At 53.1% G+C, this 18,156-nt stretch carries 17 protein-coding genes; 6 read left to right on the top strand and 11 right to left on the bottom strand.

The annotated features are described in order from the left end of the window. The first annotated feature begins 42 nt into the window (after window positions 1-42). On the top strand, window positions 43-648 hold the full coding sequence (locus ACYX4J_RS11645; protein WP_444897520.1) for a TMEM175 family protein: 606 nt from the start codon (window positions 43-45) through the stop codon (window positions 646-648). 49 nt (window positions 649-697) lie between these two features. Here ACYX4J_RS11645 and ACYX4J_RS11640 read toward each other — a convergent pair whose 3' ends face one another. The 6 genes from ACYX4J_RS11640 to ACYX4J_RS11615 all read right to left on the bottom strand — a co-directional run bounded on the left by ACYX4J_RS11640 (window position 698) and on the right by ACYX4J_RS11615 (window position 6,285). Then, window positions 698-1,120: a GNAT family N-acetyltransferase gene (locus ACYX4J_RS11640; RefSeq protein WP_444913226.1), complete on the bottom strand. Its 423-nt coding sequence runs from the start codon at window positions 1,118-1,120 to the stop codon at window positions 698-700. Between the two features lies 1 nt (window position 1,121). Beyond that, window positions 1,122-2,276: a JmjC domain-containing protein gene (locus ACYX4J_RS11635; RefSeq protein ID WP_476176648.1), complete on the bottom strand. Its 1,155-nt coding sequence runs from the start codon at window positions 2,274-2,276 to the stop codon at window positions 1,122-1,124. 129 nt (window positions 2,277-2,405) lie between these two features. Continuing rightward, entirely contained in the window at window positions 2,406-3,779 is a 1,374-nt protein-coding gene (gene purB / locus ACYX4J_RS11630) for an adenylosuccinate lyase (RefSeq protein ID WP_413662229.1), read from the bottom strand. Between the two features lie 15 nt (window positions 3,780-3,794). Beyond that, the gene (gene hflD / locus ACYX4J_RS11625) at window positions 3,795-4,433 is read right to left on the bottom strand and encodes a high frequency lysogenization protein HflD (protein WP_476178659.1); all 639 of its coding nucleotides are present in this window, start codon (window positions 4,431-4,433) and stop codon (window positions 3,795-3,797) included. Between the two features lie 6 nt (window positions 4,434-4,439). Further along, window positions 4,440-5,585 (bottom strand): tRNA 2-thiouridine(34) synthase MnmA, encoded by a 1,146-nt coding sequence (gene mnmA, locus ACYX4J_RS11620; RefSeq protein ID WP_444933384.1) that lies wholly within the window; start codon window positions 5,583-5,585, stop codon window positions 4,440-4,442. 97 nt (window positions 5,586-5,682) lie between these two features. Further along, window positions 5,683-6,285: a pseudouridine synthase gene (locus ACYX4J_RS11615; protein WP_413662227.1), complete on the bottom strand. Its 603-nt coding sequence runs from the start codon at window positions 6,283-6,285 to the stop codon at window positions 5,683-5,685. Between the two features lie 149 nt (window positions 6,286-6,434). On the opposite strand from ACYX4J_RS11615, the gene icd reads away from it, so the two are divergent. Further along, a complete protein-coding gene (gene icd / locus ACYX4J_RS11610; protein ID WP_020415259.1) occupies window positions 6,435-7,685 on the top strand; it encodes an NADP-dependent isocitrate dehydrogenase in 1,251 nt (416 codons plus the stop codon). 104 nt (window positions 7,686-7,789) lie between these two features. Here icd and cspD read toward each other — a convergent pair whose 3' ends face one another. Continuing rightward, window positions 7,790-8,089: a cold shock domain-containing protein CspD gene (gene cspD / locus ACYX4J_RS11605; RefSeq protein WP_444897514.1), complete on the bottom strand. Its 300-nt coding sequence runs from the start codon at window positions 8,087-8,089 to the stop codon at window positions 7,790-7,792. Between the two features lie 265 nt (window positions 8,090-8,354). Between cspD and clpS the strand changes: the two genes are divergently transcribed. Together clpS and clpA are read left to right on the top strand one after the other, a co-directional pair. Next, window positions 8,355-8,735, top strand: a complete 381-nt coding sequence (clpS, locus tag ACYX4J_RS11600) for an ATP-dependent Clp protease adapter ClpS (RefSeq protein WP_413662224.1) — start codon at window positions 8,355-8,357, stop codon at window positions 8,733-8,735. Between the two features lie 134 nt (window positions 8,736-8,869). After that, window positions 8,870-11,149: an ATP-dependent Clp protease ATP-binding subunit ClpA gene (gene clpA, locus ACYX4J_RS11595; RefSeq protein ID WP_413662223.1), complete on the top strand. Its 2,280-nt coding sequence runs from the start codon at window positions 8,870-8,872 to the stop codon at window positions 11,147-11,149. 96 nt (window positions 11,150-11,245) lie between these two features. Here clpA and infA read toward each other — a convergent pair whose 3' ends face one another. The 4 genes from infA to trxB all read right to left on the bottom strand — a co-directional run bounded on the left by infA (window position 11,246) and on the right by trxB (window position 14,030). Further along, window positions 11,246-11,464 carry a translation initiation factor IF-1 gene (infA, locus tag ACYX4J_RS11590; protein ID WP_010130378.1) on the bottom strand — a complete coding sequence of 73 codons (219 nt, stop codon included), beginning with the start codon at window positions 11,462-11,464 and terminating at the stop codon, window positions 11,246-11,248. A 125-nt stretch (window positions 11,465-11,589) separates the two neighbouring features. Beyond that, entirely contained in the window at window positions 11,590-12,309 is a 720-nt protein-coding gene (locus ACYX4J_RS11585; protein WP_413662222.1) for an arginyltransferase, read from the bottom strand. Continuing rightward, on the bottom strand, window positions 12,302-12,994 hold the full coding sequence (gene aat / locus ACYX4J_RS11580; RefSeq protein WP_476178658.1) for a leucyl/phenylalanyl-tRNA--protein transferase: 693 nt from the start codon (window positions 12,992-12,994) through the stop codon (window positions 12,302-12,304). The genes ACYX4J_RS11585 and aat overlap by 8 nt, the downstream gene beginning before the upstream one ends. Window positions 12,995-13,082: 88 nt before the next feature. Beyond that, window positions 13,083-14,030 carry a thioredoxin-disulfide reductase gene (trxB, locus tag ACYX4J_RS11575; RefSeq protein WP_282933072.1) on the bottom strand — a complete coding sequence of 316 codons (948 nt, stop codon included), beginning with the start codon at window positions 14,028-14,030 and terminating at the stop codon, window positions 13,083-13,085. 410 nt (window positions 14,031-14,440) lie between these two features. Here trxB and ACYX4J_RS11570 point away from each other — a divergent pair, with 410 nt between their 5' ends. Further along, a complete protein-coding gene (locus ACYX4J_RS11570; protein ID WP_282933071.1) occupies window positions 14,441-15,496 on the top strand; it encodes a methyltransferase domain-containing protein in 1,056 nt (351 codons plus the stop codon). 226 nt (window positions 15,497-15,722) lie between these two features. Continuing rightward, the gene (locus tag ACYX4J_RS11565) at window positions 15,723-18,065 is read left to right on the top strand and encodes a DNA translocase FtsK (protein WP_444897513.1); all 2,343 of its coding nucleotides are present in this window, start codon (window positions 15,723-15,725) and stop codon (window positions 18,063-18,065) included. Window positions 18,066-18,156 lie beyond the last annotated feature (91 nt).

The following is an 18,156-nucleotide window of genomic DNA, read 5'->3' as shown; positions in this document are numbered from 1 at the left end:
GGGCTTTAATGAGTATGCAACCCTGGCAATCGATGGTGGCCCATGCGTCGAAAGTCTTTCTTGGCTAGCCGTATTAATGCCGTGAGTGATGGCGTTTTTGCCATTGCTATGACGCTGTTGGTTTTTAATATCCAGATTCCCGATCTGGAGGATATAAAGCCGGGCGAGGATTTCCACAGCAATATTCTTCAGCAGTTGCCCCACTTTTTTTCCTGGATACTGAGCTTTGCGATTCTCTGTCGGCTATGGCTTACCCACAATCATCTGATGTCGGACCACCAATTTAAATCGGTTGCCTTTACCAGTTTTAACTTTTTGCTATTGGGGGCGGTGGCGTTTATTCCTTTTCCAGCAAGTTTGATGGGGGAGTATCCAGACCAGGTTTGGTCAGTGATCTTATTGTCAGCCAGCTACGCGGTGGCCGCTATCGCAATTGCGGGTATGTGGTGTGTCGCTGCGAACCGAACGAACGTATCCGCGCACCGTGTACTAGTGGTCAGCATGGTGATGTTGTGTACCAGTATCCTGGCGTGCTTGTTGACCCTTTTCAATCCCTATTGGGGGCTTGGGCTCTGGATAGTATATGTGTTGGGGATAGCGCCTTTGGCTCACTTTGTCGAGAAGCGCTATGCCCCAGTAGAGAGTTGAGATGGGGCTGGGCCTGCAATATGGGTGCTGGTGGCAGGCCTCAAAATGGTCAAATCAGGCCGCGCACCATTTTGATGTGGGGAATTCCCGCTTCGTAAAACACGTCGCCTTCCACCTCAAACCCAGCCTGCAAGTAAAACCCCTCGGCATGTTGCTGTGCATGTAAATAGACTTGCTGAAAGTTTTGTTCCTTCGCCCGCTCACAGATGGCCTGCAATAGCTGGGCCCCGATGCCGCATCCGCGTGAAGATTTCTGTACAGCCATACGACCAATTTTTCCGCCTTGGGTGAGGCGCCCGGTGGCAACTGGGATTGTTTCGCGGAAGACGAGGAAGTGCTGGGATGTCTCCTCTTGATCATCCCATTCCAGGTCCGCAGGTACCTGTTGTTCCTGTACAAAAACTGCTTCGCGAATTGAACGAATTGCGTCCCGGTCAGTGTTCCAATCCGCTAGGCGTATAGCTACTGGCATCTCAGAAATCCTCAGGAGGGTAGATCAAGGTGCCCTGTGCAACCAGCTGATCGAGAAGGGCGCTGTCTTCGGCTATTTCCGGGAAGGCTTCGATATCATCCCAGGAAATTTCATGGGATTCAGCAAACCGCTCGGCAAACGCCAGGGGGCAGGGGAAGGCTTCACCATCAACAAACAAAGTGGCTGGCTCGCGGCAAAAGGCGGTGCGGGAAGCGGGATTTAAAACCAGTTGTGCTCCCCGGGGCATTTGTTCGCGCCAGTCTGCAGCATCGTCAGCATCCAGGGCGACAGTATCCGGGTATTTTGCTTCGGTCATAACCGCACCAAACCACTGGGCGATTTTCTCCGGCTGCTGCAGCCATTCGCCGAGTTGTTGTTGCAGGCGGGCAACAGAGGCGGGGTCAATTTCCGCTGGGTTTTTCGCCACTTCAGCACCGGCATCGGTGTAACGCTGGCTGTCCGGCAAATCCATAGCGATTTCAGCGGCGAGATCTTCGAGGATCGCCGCGGCGGAAGGCGCGCGGAAACCAATAGAGATCGTGGTGCACCCACCTTCGGCTATTCCCCAATGGCTGTATTGGGGCGGCAAGTAAAGCATATCGCCGGGCTCTAGTACCCAGCTGTTTTCTGCTTCGAATTCTTTCAGGATATTGAGGCGCGTTCCTTCCAGGCGGGGATTGCTTTCATCCACCTTGGGGCCTTGTTGCCACAAACGCTTGCCTTCGGCCTGGAGAAGAAACACATCGTAGTGATCGTAGTGGGGACCAACGCTGCCCTTATCGGCGGCGTAACTGATCATCACATCATCCAGCCGCCAGTCGGGGATAAAGCGGAAGAAATCTTTTAGTTCAGCAATTTCTGACATCCACTGATCGACAGCTTGTACCAGCAGGGTCCAGTGGGTTTTAGGGAGGGAGAGAAAATCCTCTTCAGTGAATGGACCGGTGCGCAGCTCCCAGGGGCCGCTCTCACCATTTTCCAATACCAAGCGAGACTCGACCGCTTCCTCCAGGGCCATACCAGCGAGTTCTTCACCCGAGATGGGTGATTCAAAGTTGGCGAAAGCATTGCGTATCAGCAGGGGTTTCTGCTGCCAGTAGTCACGCATAAAAACTTCGATGGGCATGTCGCCAAGATGGGTAAGGGGGCTGGCCACGGTAACTCTCACTGTCAGAAGGCTGGGGTTTGTATCTGGATATTCTGAGGTTCGGAAACTATCCAGCGTACTTTTGTATTTTTTAAAAGATGACCAGCCGCACTGGGTGCGGCTGGTAGCTGGGCTCGGTTAAATTTTGCGAGCTTGTTCTACGGCGTTACCGATATAGGATGCCGGAGTCATTTCCAGCAGATCGCTCTTGGCTTCTGCGGGAATCTCCAGGTTCTCGATAAATACTTTCAGGGTTTCACGGGTGATGCCCTGGCCACGGGTAAGGGCCTTCAGTTTTTCGTAAGGCTCTTCAATGTTGTAGCGACGCATAACCGTTTGGATCGGTTCTGCCAACACTTCCCATGAATTATCCAGGTCTTCCGCTAGGCGCTCGCGGTTGATTTCCAGTTTGCCCAGGCCTTTCATGGTGGCGGCATAGGCAATGGCAGAGTAGCCCGCACCCACCCCCATATTGCGCAGCACGGTGGAGTCTGTCAGGTCGCGCTGCCAGCGGGATACTGGAAGTTTGGCTGCCAGGTGCTGGAATACGGCGTTGGCGATACCCAGATTGCCTTCGGAGTTTTCGAAGTCAATGGGGTTAACTTTGTGCGGCATGGTGGAGGAGCCAACTTCACCGGCTACGACTTTTTGCTTGAAGTAACCCAGGGAGATGTAGCCCCATACATCGCGGTCAAAATCGATCAGGATGGTGTTAAAGCGGGCAACAGCGTCGAACAGCTCAGCAATGTAGTCGTGGGGCTCGATCTGGGTGGTGTAGGGGTTCCAGCTAAGGCCCAGAGAAGAAATGAATTCTTCAGCATTTTGCTCCCAATCAATATTGGGATAGGCGGACAGGTGAGCGTTGTAATTACCTACCGCACCGTTAATTTTACCCAGCAGCGGTACCGCTTTAATCTGGGCTACCTGGCGGCGTAGGCGCGCGGCCACGTTGGCAAGTTCTTTACCAACAGTAGACGGGCTGGCAGTCTGGCCGTGAGTACGGGACAGCATGGGTACGTCGGCAAAGTCCTGGGCCAGGCCTACGATAGCGTCAATCAGGGCTTCCATCGCAGGCAACATGACGTTGTCGCGGCCGGCGCGAAGCATCAGGGCGTGGGACAGGTTATTGATGTCCTCAGAGGTGCAGGCAAAGTGTACGAATTCACTCACTTTTGCCAGCTGGGCATTGCTGCTGATTTTATCCTTGAGGAAGTATTCAACCGCTTTTACATCGTGGTTCGTGGTGCGCTCGATTTCCTTGATGCGCTCAGCATCTTCCAGGGAGAAGTCGGCCACAATGCTGTCGAGCAGCTTGTTGGCAGCTTCGTCGAACTGCTCAACTTCGGCGATCTCTTTATGTGCGGAAAGTTTTTGCAGCCAGCGTACTTCCACTTCAACGCGGGCGCGGATCAGGCCGTATTCACTGAAAATTTCACGCAGGGGGGCAGTCTTGCTCTCGTAGCGACCATCAATAGGGGATACCGCTGTGAGTGCGGAAAGCTCAACTGTCATAGTAAATCTCCGGGATTAGTGTTTTATAGATTCGATATGTGCGATCAATTCGTTGGTCGCATTCAAAAGCTTTTTGCGCTGGAACAGAAGGTGCAGGCGACGCCCACCCAGCTGTCGCCATAGGGTTGCCGAGCGGATGCCGGCAAATAGCATGGAGCGAATTTGATTGGCGATACGCTGCTGTTGCAGGTAATTGAAGTCACCCAGTACTTGAATCCGGAAGCGGAAGGTACCTAGCGTATCGCTGTAGATGCTGGCGAGGTTGGAAAATACATTCTCGTGAGTCAGCTCGAAGTGCTCTGCTTGAGTCTTGGCCTTATCCAATCGGCTGCCAATGATTGATAGCAGGTCATTATTCTTGCTGAGTTGTCGCTGCAGGTAGATCACCGAGAGGGCGTAGCGTAGACCGTCGGTATATTCCGGGTGTTGCCGGGTCTTTAGTATTTGCTGCGATACTTTTAAGCCGGGCAGCAGCTTGTCTGCACCGGCGAATATATCTTCAGTGCGATCAGGGTTTAGTTGGAAGAGGCTATATACCCCGGTTTCCAGCTGTTCCTGCGGTGCAGAGCCTGTTTTGGCCAGGCGCTCCACCAGTGTTGCGGATTGGAATATTCCTGCCAGTGCCAGTGCCTGATCCCGCCAGTTATTCAAAATTACTCCTTAATCTTTCTTGTATTTTTCCGGTACTGCGGCGCCAACTCCCGTGGCTTTCTCGATCACCGCACCACCGAGACAGGTTTCTCCATCGTACAGTACCAGAGATTGTCCCGGTGTGATTGCGCGTTGTGGCTCGTCGAACTCTACAACCAAATCGCCATTGTCCTGCAGGTGCACGGTGCAATCCTGATCTGGTTGGCGATAGCGGGTCTTGGCCTGGCAGCGGAAGGTTTTGCCCGGTGCTGCGCCATTAATCCAGTGGGTCTGTGTTGCTTCCAGCCCCGTTGCATAAAGCAGGGGGTGGTGTGCACCCTGGGCCACAATCAAGACATTGCGCTCCAGGTTTTTTCCGACAACATACCAGGGCTGTTCGCCTGCACCTTTGACGCCGCCAATACCGAGCCCCTGGCGCTGGCCAATGGTGTGGTACATCAGGCCCGCGTGGCGCCCCATGACTTCACCCTCTGGGGTTTCCATATCGCCGGGCTGGGCGGGCAGGTACTGCTCGAGGAAATCCTTGAAGCGGCGCTCGCCGATAAAGCAGATGCCGGTGCTGTCTTTCTTGTTGTGGGTGATAAAGCCGTTTTCTTCAGCGATATGGCGAACCTCGGGCTTCTCCAGCTCTCCTAGAGGAAAGAGTGAGCGGGCAAATTCGGCTTCTCCCACCGCATGCAGGAAGTAGCTCTGGTCTTTGTTACCGTCGAGGCCCTTCAATAAATAGGTGCGGCCATCGATATCGCGGCGACGGGTATAGTGCCCGGTGGCTATTGCATCGGCACCCAGCACTTCGGCGTACTCAAGAAAGACCTTAAATTTTATTTCCCGGTTACACAGGATGTCCGGATTGGGAGTGCGCCCGGCTTTATACTCTGCCAGGAAGTACTCAAATACGTGATCCCAGTACTCCGCAGCAAAGTTGGCGGTGTGCAACTTGATGCCCAATTTCTCACAAACTGCCTGGGCATCAGCCAGGTCTGCCTTGGCGGTACAGTATTCTGTGCCGTCGTCTTCATCCCAGTTTTTCATAAACAGGCCTTCCACTTGATAGCCCTGCTGGATCAGCAGGTGTGCGGCTACAGAGGAATCCACACCGCCGGACATACCGACGATGACGCGCTTTGGCTGTTTGTTGTGGGTGGAATCAGGCATAAGAAGGACAGTCACTACTTCACTGGTATGAAAGGGGGGCGAATTTTACCTGCGAACGCCCCATTTGACCAAGACCGCTTTGATCTTCCGTTATAGATTATCGCTTTCGGCGCGGTCGATTGCGGTTGTTTGCCGGCTTTGTTCGGGGCTTGGGAGCGCTAAAAACCTCCTCCGTTCGATACTCGCCAGGCTTTAATGAGTCGAGCTTCCAGCTGCCTATCGCCACCCGGATTAGCCGCAGGGTAGGGAAGCCTACCGCCGCAGTCATCCGCCTTACCTGGCGATTCCGCCCCTCGGAGATAGTCAGCTCCAACCAGCTGGTTGGGATCGATTTGCGTTCGCGAATTGGCGGCGTGCGGGGCCAGGGCTCCATATCAGGCAGGCGCTTGGCCTTGGCAGGTGCGGTTCGGCCATCCTTCAGGTCGACCCCTTGCCTGAGCATATAAAGGGCATCATCAGTAATTTCACCCTCCACCTGGGCCCAATAGGTTTTGGGCATTTTCCGCTTGGGGTGACTGATTTGATGTTGTAGCGCTCCATCATCAGTCAGTAGTAGTAATCCTTCAGAATCGTAGTCTAGGCGGCCCGCCGCATAGAATCCCTTGTGCTGGATAAAGTTAGCCAAAGTGGCGCGATCCTGATCATCTGTAAATTGGCTTAATACGCCAAAAGGCTTGTTGAGGAGAATAATCTTTGCCATAAGAAAAATTGAGTATTGTAATCCAACTACAAAAATTAGCCGAGGCTGCTATAATCCCGCCGTTTTTCATCCCCGCCCTAAGGTCCCGGGGGAGCGGTGCAAGCAACGCTGGACCTAAAAAGTCATAGAATTTTGGGAGTTTACGCAATATGGGTCATATCCAAGTGCCGGCAGACGGCGAAAAAGTTACAGTCAATTCCGACGGTTCGCTGAATGTTCCGAATCGCCCGGTTATTCCTTTCATCGAGGGTGACGGCATCGGTGTGGATATCACCCCGGTAATGCGCAAGGTGATCGACGCGTCTGTAGAAAAAGCTTTCGGCGGCGAAAAGAAAATCGAGTGGATGGAAATCTACTGCGGTGAGAAAGCGGCAGAGACTTACGCTGGCGACTGGTTCCCGGCTGAAACTCTGGAAGCGATCAAAGACTACGTTGTTAGCATCAAAGGCCCCCTGACCACTCCAGTAGGCGGCGGCTTCCGTTCCTTGAACGTAGCCCTGCGTCAGGAGTTGGATCTGTACGTATGTCAGCGCCCGGTGCGCTGGTTCAGCGGTGTACCTTCTCCGGTTAAAGAGCCGAACAAGGTAGACATGGTTATCTTCCGTGAAAACTCCGAAGATATCTACGCTGGTATCGAGTGGAAAGCTGACACTGACGAAGCTAAGAAAGTTATCAAGTTCCTGCAGGACGAGATGGGTGTTAAGAAGATCCGTTTCCCTGAGAACTGTGGTATCGGTGTTAAGCCGGTTTCTGCAGAAGGTACCAAGCGTCTCGTGCGCAAGGCCATCCAGTACGCTGTGGATCAGGATCGCGATTCTGTAACCCTGGTACACAAAGGCAACATCATGAAGTTCACCGAAGGTGCCTTCGCTGATTGGGGTTACGAGCTGGCTCGCGACGAGTTTGGCGCTCAGCCGCTGGACGGCGGCCCCTGGCACAGCTTCAAGAACCCGAAGACTGGCAAGGAAATCGTTGTTAAGGACGTAATTGCTGACGCTATGCTGCAGCAGATCCTGCTGCGTCCGGCTGAGTACGACGTAATTGCTACCCTGAACCTGAACGGCGACTACCTGTCTGACGCACTGGCTGCACAGGTTGGTGGTATTGGTATCGCTCCGGGCGCAAACCTGTCCGACGACGTTGCCCTGTTCGAAGCAACCCACGGTACTGCGCCTAAGTACGCTGGCCAGGACAAGGTTAACCCAGGCTCCCTGATTCTTTCCGCTGAGATGATGCTGCGTCACCTGGGCTGGAACGAAGCTGCTGACCTGGTAATCAAGGGTATGGAAGGTGCTATCGAAGCCAAAACCGTAACCTACGATTTCGAGCGTCTGATGGACGGTGCTGAGCTGAAGTCCTGTTCTGCGTTTGGTGACGAAGTTATCAAGCACATGGCTTAAGCTGCATCCGTGAGGCCGGGCTGGCTTTAAGTTGGCCCGAGTCCCATGAAAAAAGCCCTTCACCTTGGTGAAGGGCTTTTTTATTGTCTGTTTGCTGGGCTCGCTTAGCCGACAGCTTCCGCTTCCTTCTCCCTGGAATTCTCTGTGAGCACTGCATCAGACTCGCTTTTGCTCGAAGTGTTGGGTGAAGTGGTTTCGGAGGTCAGTGCAGAGATATTTGCAGCGTGGTAGCCCTTGTCTCCTCGAATAATATCGAAGGTGACTTGCTGGCCGGCCTTCAGGGTTCGGTAGCCTTCCATCTGAATTGCGGAATAGTGCGCGAACAGATCCTCCCCTCCCTCATCTGCAAGAATAAACCCATATCCCTTAGCGTTGTTGAACCACTTTACAGTACCGGTAGGCATAACGATTCCCTCTAATTGCCTGAGTGGCCCCTGGCCACCTTACAGAGTTTTTATATTTATTTGACCTGCTGGTTAATCGGCTGCGATCCTATCTGCGACTAACGTTTGATGTAACGGTCACTACCTCTTGTAGTCAACAGCTGGAGGATTGTCAAGGTTCCCCGCTGACCGCTGTGTCAAAGGTCAAATAAGGTTACAATGTCACGTCATTGAAGGTTGCATTGGGTGCAATTTTCAGGCTCGATAGAATTCATTGATAATTGTTATGAGTACTTCGCGAATCATTAAACTAAGCTCCAGTGACTCTGATGGAGACAACCCGTACTTCGATGATTTCGATGGTGGGTTGGCCCTTGAGGAGGCGCCGCCGCAGCTAAAGCGGCCGCCGATGTATAAAGTCGTTATGCTCAATGATGACTACACCCCCATGGATTTTGTTGTTGAGACTTTGGAGTTGTTTTTTTCAGTAAACCGGGAGCGCGCCACACAGTTAATGTTGCAGGTTCACACACGGGGAAAAGCAGTGTGTGGTGTCTATACTCGGGATATAGCGGAGACAAAGGCCGCACAGGTCAATCAGTTCGCTCAAGAGAATGAGCATCCCCTGTTATGTGAAATTGAAGCGGACGAAAGCAAAGAGGATTGATTCTGACAAAAACTGCTTTGAACAAAGGGTCCCGTCACCTGAAGGGAATCAGCCAGGATATAAACGCCGGCGAAGGGTGCGCGCCTACCAGCGGAGTCGGCGGGAAATATTGGCGATTAGGGTTTGAGGTTTAGATGCTCAGCAAGGACTTAGAGGTAACGCTTAATCTAGCGTTCAAAGGTGCTCGAGCGAAACGGCATGAATTCATGACCGTTGAGCACCTATTGCTGGCGCTCTTGGATAACGAATCCGCAGCAGATGTTCTACATGCGTGCGGGGCGGATTTAAGTGCATTGCGCCGTGAACTCCTGGAGTTTGTGGACTCCACAACACCGTTGATCCCGGAGGCCGATACAGATCGAGAAACCCAGCCGACATTGGGTTTCCAAAGGGTCCTGCAGAGGGCCGTATTCCATGTCCAGTCATCCGGTAAAAAGGAAGTTACAGGGGCTAACGTCCTGGTCGCCATTTTCTGTGAGCAGGAGAGCCAGGCTGTTTACTACTTGAAGCAGCAGAGTGTTGCCCGGATAGACGTCGTCAACTACATCACCCATGGAATTTCCCGCGTTGGCTCCAGTGGTAATAATCACCATCACGGTTCCGATACTGCACCTGAGCAGGTAGATGAGGAAATTAGTGGGGGTGCTGAGCCCGGTGGTTCCGACCCCCTGGAAAGCTATGCCACCAACCTCAATCAAGAGGCAATTCTTGGTCGTATTGATCCGCTTGTGGGGCGTGCACCTGAGGTGGAGCGTGTCACGCAGGTTCTCGCTCGTCGCCGCAAGAACAATCCACTGTTGGTGGGTGAGTCCGGTGTCGGCAAGACGGCAATTGCTGAGGGCTTGGCACGGCGTATTGTCGATGAGGATATCCCCGAACCTTTGAAAGAGAGCACTATTTACTCTCTGGATCTCGGCTCCCTGCTGGCGGGGACCAAGTATCGCGGTGATTTTGAGAAGCGCTTTAAGGCGCTGCTGGCGGAGCTCAAGAAGCGTGAGCACGCCGTACTGTTTATTGATGAGATCCACACCATCATCGGGGCCGGCGCCGCTTCAGGAGGCGTCATGGATGCCTCCAACCTGCTTAAGCCGCTACTTTCCAGCGGTCAATTGCGCTGCATAGGCTCCACTACTTTTACTGAATATCGCGGTATCTTTGAAAAAGATCGCGCGCTGTCGCGCCGTTTTCAAAAGATCGATGTCAGTGAGCCCTCAGTGGAAGAGACCGTGCAAATATTGCAGGGGCTCAGAAGCTGCTTTGAGGATCACCACAAGGTCCGCTTTACCGATGGAGCTTTGGATGCTGCTGCGCAGCTATCCAGTCGTCACATCACCGAGCGATTCCTCCCAGATAAGGCCATTGATGTAATCGATGAGGCGGGAGCCTACCAATCTTTGCTGCCTGAAGAGGACCGCAAAGAGGTTATTGGGGTCTGTGAGATTGAGATGGTTATCGCCAAGATGGCGAGAATACCTGCCAAGAGCGTGTCTGCTTCTGACAAGGAGCAGTTATCACGCCTGGATGACAATCTCAAAATGGTGGTGTTTGGGCAGGACAGCGCGATTGATGCCCTGGGTACTGCGATTAAGCTGAGTCGCGCCGGCCTGGGTTCTGAAGAGAAACCCATCGGCTCCTTCCTATTTTCGGGCCCCACCGGAGTCGGCAAGACAGAGCTCTGCCGCCAATTGGCGAAGGTGATGGGTATCGAGCTGATTCGCTTCGATATGTCTGAGTATATGGAGCGCCATACGGTTTCCCGCCTGATCGGCGCGCCCCCTGGGTATGTAGGTTTTGACCAGGGTGGTTTACTGACAGACTCGGTAACCAAGCACCCTCACAGTGTTGTGCTGCTCGATGAAATTGAGAAAGCACACCCCGAAGTATTCAATCTGCTTTTGCAGGTGATGGATCACGGTACCCTAACTGATAACAACGGCCGCAAAGCGGACTTCCGCAATGTCATCCTGATTATGACAACCAATGCGGGCGCTGAGGTGATGAGCCGTCGTTCAATTGGTTTCTCCCATCAAGATCACTCCACCGATGGAATGGAGGAGATCAAGAAGATGTTTACCCCGGAGTTCCGCAATCGCCTCGATAATATTATTCAATTCCGCTCTCTGCCTCTGGATGTCGTGAAGACGGTGGTGGATAAGTTTATCGTTGAGTTGCAGGCCCAGTTGGATGACTCCAAGGTGACACTGGTTGTAGATGATGAGGCTCGAGAGTGGTTGGCGGTGCGGGGTTATGACGAGAAGATGGGTGCGAGGCCTATGTCCCGTCTGATTCGCGACAAGCTGCGCAAGCCTCTGGCAGAAGCCGTGCTCTTTGGTGAGTTGGCAGAAGAGGGTGGGCGTGTTTGCGTCACTATTGAAGATGATGAGCTGGCGATTAAAACGGCGGTGCCCGCCTAAAGTAAATTAGCTTCAGCCAAGCAATAAAAAAGCCACCGAGAGGTGGCTTTTTTATTTCAGGTCAAATTGCCTTGCGGAATTTGGCCTCTGAGCGAATTAGCGCGCGCGGTACGTAATGCGGCCCTTGCTCAGGTCGTATGGAGTCAGCTCCACTTTCACCTTGTCGCCGGTGAGAATGCGAATGTAGTTTTTACGCATCTTTCCAGAGATATGCGCAATTACCACGTGTCCGTTTTCCAGCTTTACGCGGAAAGTGGTGTTCGGCAGGGTGTCGATCACCTCGCCTTCCATTTCAATATAATCGTCTTTTGCCATGCGGCAGCAACCTTACAATAACTTGATCAGACCTTTACCCCGGAGGCTCTTTGGCCTAGCCGCGGCTTGACGGGCGAGCATTTTGCACGAAAAGGCAAGATAGAGCAAAGGGAGAGTGTGTTGAACTAGAGCGATTTAAGGCTCCAGCGGTTTTCTTTTAACATTTCGATGGGGCGAAATTGGCTTTTATAGGCCATTTTGTGGCACTTCTCAATCCAGTACCCCAGGTAGAGATTAGGTAGTCCCAAGCGCCGGGCCCATTCGATCTGGTAGAGGATGCAGTAACTGCCCAGGCTCCGTTTGTCCTCATCGGGATCGAAGAAAGTATAGATCGCCGATAACCCGGCAGTCAGGATATCTGTTACAGCCACTGCCACCAACTTGCCGCGGGCTCTCAGCTCAATATAGCGAGTAGACCCCCAAGCCTGACTCAGGAAGCTGCGGTATTGTTCCCGGCTGGGCGGGTACATCTCCCCATCGGCATGGCGCTGCTCGATATAGCGGGCGTAGAGTTCGTAATGCTCATCTGTATCGATGGACTCGATATGGAATATGTCCAGGTCCTTGTTGCGCTTCCAGCAGCGTCTCTGGTTGCGGTCGGGGACAAACAGGCTCACAGGCACGCGAGCCGGTATGCAGGCGCGACAGGTCGCGCACTGGGGGCGATAGAGGTAGGCACCACTGCGCCGGAATCCCAGCTCTGACAGGCGGTTGTACAGACGCTGATCCACTTCTGTTTGTGGATCGACAAACACCGTTGTCGCCTCCCGATCCGGCAGGTAACCGCAGGGGTGGGGCAGGGTGGCCAACAGGCGCACTGAATCCAGCTGAGAGTATTTACCCATAAGTCCACGAAAGCTTCCAGGGCTGCGGGAAAGGCGGCTGCTTAACGCCGTCTGCCAGCAGTTGTTCGAAATCCTTACGACACATTTCCACCGCCCCAAGGCTGCTGAGATGAGGATTGCTCACCTGGCAGTCGATCAGTGGGCAGCCCCACAATTCTAATTGCCGAACGAGGTGGACAAAAGCGACTTTTGAAGCGTCTGTCTCCCGGTGAAACATCGACTCCCCAAAGAACACTCGCCCCAGCGCAATACCATAGAGTCCGCCAACGAGTTGACCGTCGCGCCAAACCTCCACAGAGTGGGCAAATCCCTGATGGTGCATATCGACATAGGCGTCGCACATCTCATCGGTGATCCATGTGCCGGTTTCATCCGCCCGGGGGGCACGACAGGCCTCAATTACCTCGGGAAAGGCTTGGTCGAAGGTGACCGAAAAGGTTCCTCGGCGCAATACTTTGCGCAAAGTGCGGCCAATACGAAAGTTTTGCGGGATAACCACGCAGCGAGGGGAGGGGCTCCACCACAAGATCGGCTGGTCATCTGAATACCAGGGGAAGACGCCCCTTTGATAGGCTTCAACCAGCCACTCGGGAGTCAGGTCTCCTCCGGCCGCCAGCAGGCCATTGGGGTCATCCAGTGCGAATTCAGTTGGGGGAAAATCAACAACGGTGTGGTCGAGCCACATCAGGCGGCTTTGGGTGTTCCCTGCCACGATCTGACTCCTGTCGGTAGAGGGGGATACCGGGCAGAAAAGCTCTGCCCGGGGATTTGACTTACTTCTCGGCGTCGAGGAAGCGCTCGGCGTCCAGGGCGGCCATACAGCCGGTACCCGCAGAAGTTACCGCCTGGCGGTAAATATGGTCGGATACGTCACCTGCGGCAAATACACCGGGAACAGAAGTCTGGGTGGCATTGCCGTTCAGGCCGCTCTCCACAATGAGGTAACCACCATTCATTTCAAGCTGGCCTTCAAAGATACCGGTATTCGGTTTGTGGCCGATAGCAATAAACACACCGGAAACATCCAGCTCTGTTGTGGTGTCGTCCTGGGTGTTGCGCAGGCGCAGCCCAGTTACACCGTTGTCGTCACCGAGTACTTCGTCCAGGGTGTTGTGCCAGCAGACATTGATATTGCCGTTTTCCACTTTATCCATCAGACGGTCCTGAAGGATTTTTTCTGCGCGAAGCTCGTCGCGGCGGTGAATCAGGGTCACTTCACTGGCGATATTGGAGAGGTACAGGGCCTCTTCTACGGCGGTGTTGCCACCACCGACAACAGCAACTTTCTGGTCGCGATAGAAGAATCCGTCACAGGTCGCACAGGCGCTGACACCGCGCCCCTGGAAGGCTTCCTCAGAAGGTAGGCCCAGGTACTGTGCTGAGGCGCCAGTGGCGATAATCAGTGAGTCACAGGTGTAAGTTTCGTTGCCTTTCAAGGTGAAAGGACGCTGTTTCAGATCAACAGATTCGATGTGATCGAAGATGATTTCTGTCTCGAAGCGCTCTGCGTGCTGCTGCATTTGCACCATCAGGTCCGGACCTTGAAGCTCCGGAATACCGCCCGGCCAGTTCTCGACTTCAGTGGTGGTGGTCAGCTGCCCACCCTGTTGCATACCCGTGATAACAACCGGGTTCAGGTTTGCCCGTGCAGCGTAGATAGCCGCGGTGTAGCCGGCAGGGCCTGAGCCGAGGATGATCAGTCGATGATGGTTATTGCTCATGAAGTACTCTTTAAAACTCTCAATTTGCGAAGTTTACCCAATGGGCTGGGAGTCCATATGCCCGTCCATTTTTTGATCAGGCGAGACTATTAAATTGGGCGATATAATAGGCGATATTTACCATTCGGCGAAATAGTTTGCCTTAATTTGTTCGATTGATCGTACCTATTCAACTCTCTTTGACCTTGCTAGAGGTTTGGCTCAAATCGGAGATTGCGCCATAGTTGGCCGTAAGAGCTGGAAAAATGTAAAAAAGTTCCAATCTAACGCAGCTGCTGCTGGCACTGCTAGGGGGAGAATGGGGTGTCACAAATTAGAATTACGGATTGTTAGATGTATTGAGTGTGTGAGCGTCATAGAGACCAGTGACTTCGAGTAAGTGCCCAAACCCCAGTGGGTTGAGGATCGTTATGCGCTACAAAAGAAAGTTCATACCCTTAAACCTGAAGCGAGAGCAGTTGGGGCATCCTAAAACTTTTCTGACCCTTAGTGAGGAGGCCCAGGCTTTCGTAGCCGAAATTATCGACGATAGTTATTCGTTGCGTTTTTCCATTGATCTGGAGCCCGATGGCGATCACCGGGCGAGCTTACATGGCCCACCCCACCTGCTGGATCTATTTACCGCGCTCAACTTGCAAATACGCTGTGAAATTGTCTCTGATGGATATGGTGATACAGGAGGTGGGGCGGTTACTTGCGCGGGTGAGCCAGAAGAGCTCGAGAAGTTTGCTATGGCGCTGGGCCTCAGCAATGGTTGTCGAGTTCTCGACTTGATGTGTGGCAGGGGAGTCCTGAGTAGCTACCTGCTTAAGTTTGCCAAAGCTCATGGGGTTATTATTCAATGTAGCTTGTGCGACTCCCACCCTTCGCAGCTTGAAAACCTTGACCCAAATATTCAATTGCTAGCTGCCGATATCACTATAGGTGATGGAAGAAACTTGCCATATCCCAGTGAATTATTTGATGCTGTGGCAATCAGAATGGGCCTGCACGAAGTGCCTTATAAAGATCAGCCCCTGGTTCTCCAGGAGTGTTATCGGGTTTTGAAGCCGGGAGGTCCGCTGTTGGTTTGGGACTTGATGCCGGCGTCTGCCGGGGTCCAAGATTTACTGTGTGCCCAAAAGCGAAAACTGTCAGCGCTGACACACCGTGAATCGTTGCTCTTGGATCGGTTCTTTTTGCGGGAAGACCAGTTGTTACAATTACTCAGCGATGCAGGCTTTTCGCAAGCAGAGCGGGTATCCAGAACCTATTACCGGGATAGTACTCAAGACAAATTAAAAACAGAGTTGGGCGGGGATCAATACAAATTGGAAATTCTGAATAGTTACCTCCGCGAGAGAGTTACCCAGGCGATTATTGATGAGGTTTGCTGGGAGGATTCAGGGCAAGATATCTCGATGATGATTCCAAATTGCATCTATCGCACGTACAAACCGATAAATTTAGAAGAGAATACTGGCTAGGAAGCGCTCCAGGTTTTTCGATACTGCCGCCAAACAACAAAAAACTACTTGGTGTCAGGGATCGTAAGGCGCAATCTGAAAGCGTAGATTGTAAAATAGCCTGATTGATTTGCTTTCTTCTGTAAGCAATACAGAATTTTGTCAGGCGGCATGGGGATTCAGGTCCCAGGTAGACACCGCCAAGTTCATGTGGACATAAAAAGTACAGCATTATTGAGGTAAGCCATTGAAGGCCGAAAGCGCAACTGAAAAAAGCCCTGCAGAGAGCAATGCATTGCCAGACTCATTGATCGCCCGACTCGTTCGCGAGGGGGCCCTGATCAGTTTGCTGGCTGGTGCCCTGTTGCTCGCCATTAGCCTGTTAAGCTTTAGCGCAGAAGATCCGGGCTGGTCGCAAACTGGCAGTACCCAACAAGTGCACAATGCCATTGGGCCAGCCGGTGCTTGGCTGGCAGATGTGTGTTTGTCTTTGCTCGGATGGATGGCTTACCTGTTCCCCTTGCTGATTGGTCTGCGGGCCTATCACATTCTTCGCGATCGCAATGCCCGCTTCCATTTGCCGCTATTTGCTTTGAGAGTATTTGGCTTGCTGCTTGTTCTTGTCAGCGGGGCGGCAATGGCGACTCTTTGTTTTGATCCCGCAGAAAACCCGTTGCCGTTTACCAACGGAGGCATCATCGGCAGTGCGATGGCGTCTGCCCTGGGTTCTAGCCTCGGCTATGTAGGGGCAACCATTTTACTGCTGGCGATATTTGCTATCGGTGTCACTGTTTTTACAGGTTTGTCGTGGCTCAAATTGGCAGAGGCAATCGGCAAGAATGTGCTCGGCTTTTTTGCCTTACTGGGCAGTTTCTATCAACGCTGGCGCCAAAAGCGCAATGAGCGGAGGGTGGCCAGAGAGGCGATCGTCGTGCGCAAGGCCGCTGTGGAGGAAGAGAAACAGCGAGTTGCCAAACGAATTCCCCCAAAGATTGAGCCCACTGCCCCCAAGCCGAAGCAGAGTCCTCGGGCAGCAAAGGAAAAACAGCGAGAGCTTTTCAAGAGTGGCCCGGTTACTGGAACCCTGCCGCCGCTGGGTCTTCTCGATCCAGCAGATCAAAACAAGAAGGCCGGCTTCTCCCGGGAATCCCTGGAAGCGCTGTCACGCCTGTTGGAACTTAAGCTGAAAGACTTCGGCGTTGTTGCCGAAGTGGTATCTGTGCTGCCGGGACCGGTAGTAACCCGCTTTGAAATTCAGCCTGCTCCCGGTGTAAAGGTGAGCAAGATTTCCAATCTGGCAAAAGACCTGGCGCGCTCACTGGCGGTGATCAGTGTGCGTGTGGTCGAGGTAATCCCAGGCAAATCGGTAGTGGGTATTGAAATCCCTAACGAAAATCGACAGATGGTGCGCCTCAGTGAAGTGTTGTCGGCAGATGTTTACGATAATGCCAAATCGCCGCTGACTCTGGCGCTCGGTCACGATATTTCCGGTCAGCCAGTGGTGGCCGATCTGGCCAAGATGCCTCACTTACTGGTAGCGGGTACCACCGGTTCGGGTAAATCCGTGGGTATCAACGTTATGTTGTTGAGCCTGCTGTACAAATCCACGCCCGATGAGGTCCGCCTGATTCTGGTGGACCCAAAAATGCTGGAGCTCTCTGTGTACGAGGGCATTCCGCATTTGTTGACCCCGGTCATCACCGATATGAACGATGCCGCCAATGGTTTGCGTTGGTGTGTTGGAGAAATGGAACGCCGTTACAAGTTGATGGCGGCAATGGGGGTGAGAAACCTCGCAGGCTTTAATCGCAAAGTGAAAGAAGCGGAAGAGGCCGGGGAGCCGCTGATCGATCCTATCTGGCAGCCAGATCCCGCCTCCAGCGTGCCGGAAGATGAACAAACCGCACCTGCCCTGAAAGCACTGCCTGCCATTGTTGTCGTGATTGATGAATTTGCCGACATGATGATGATCGTCGGTAAAAAGGTTGAACAGCTGATCGCGCGAATCGCACAAAAAGCCCGTGCAGCTGGGATCCACTTACTGCTTGCAACTCAGCGTCCGTCGGTGGATGTTATTACCGGCTTGATTAAAGCTAACGTACCTACTCGAATCGGTTTCCAGGTTTCGTCCAAGGTGGACTCCCGCACAATCCTCGATCAGGGCGGCGCGGAGCAGCTGCTCGGTCATGGTGACATGTTGTACTTACCGCCCGGAAGTGGTGTTCCCGTTCGTGTCCACGGCGCTTTTGTCGACGATCACGAAGTGCATAAAGTTGTCGCGGATTGGGGCCGTCGCGGTGAGCCTGATTATATCGATGGTATTGTCGACGATAGTAATAACAGTATTCCTGTGCCTGGATTACAGTCTGAAGGCGGTGAGGATGAAGATCCTGAAGCCGATGCGCTCTACGACGAAGCCGTAGCTTTCGTCACTAAATCCCGCAAGGCGTCAATTTCCTCTGTGCAGCGTCAGCTGCGGATTGGTTACAATCGCGCGGCTCGAATTATTGACGCCATGGAGGCTGCTGGGGTGATATCTGCGGCGGGCCACAACGGCAATCGAGAGGTGCTGGCACCGCCGCCAGCCTGATAGGAGTTTGGCCCTTGGAGCAGTGGCGGGTTAAGCCACTGTTCACTTAGTTGGGGTTAATCTTTAAGGAAATCAATACGTTGGGACTCCA

The sequence above is a fragment of the Microbulbifer sp. ABM4_008 genome, assembly GCF_056311705.1.
This window is presented reverse-complemented; position numbering and strand designations above follow the sequence as displayed.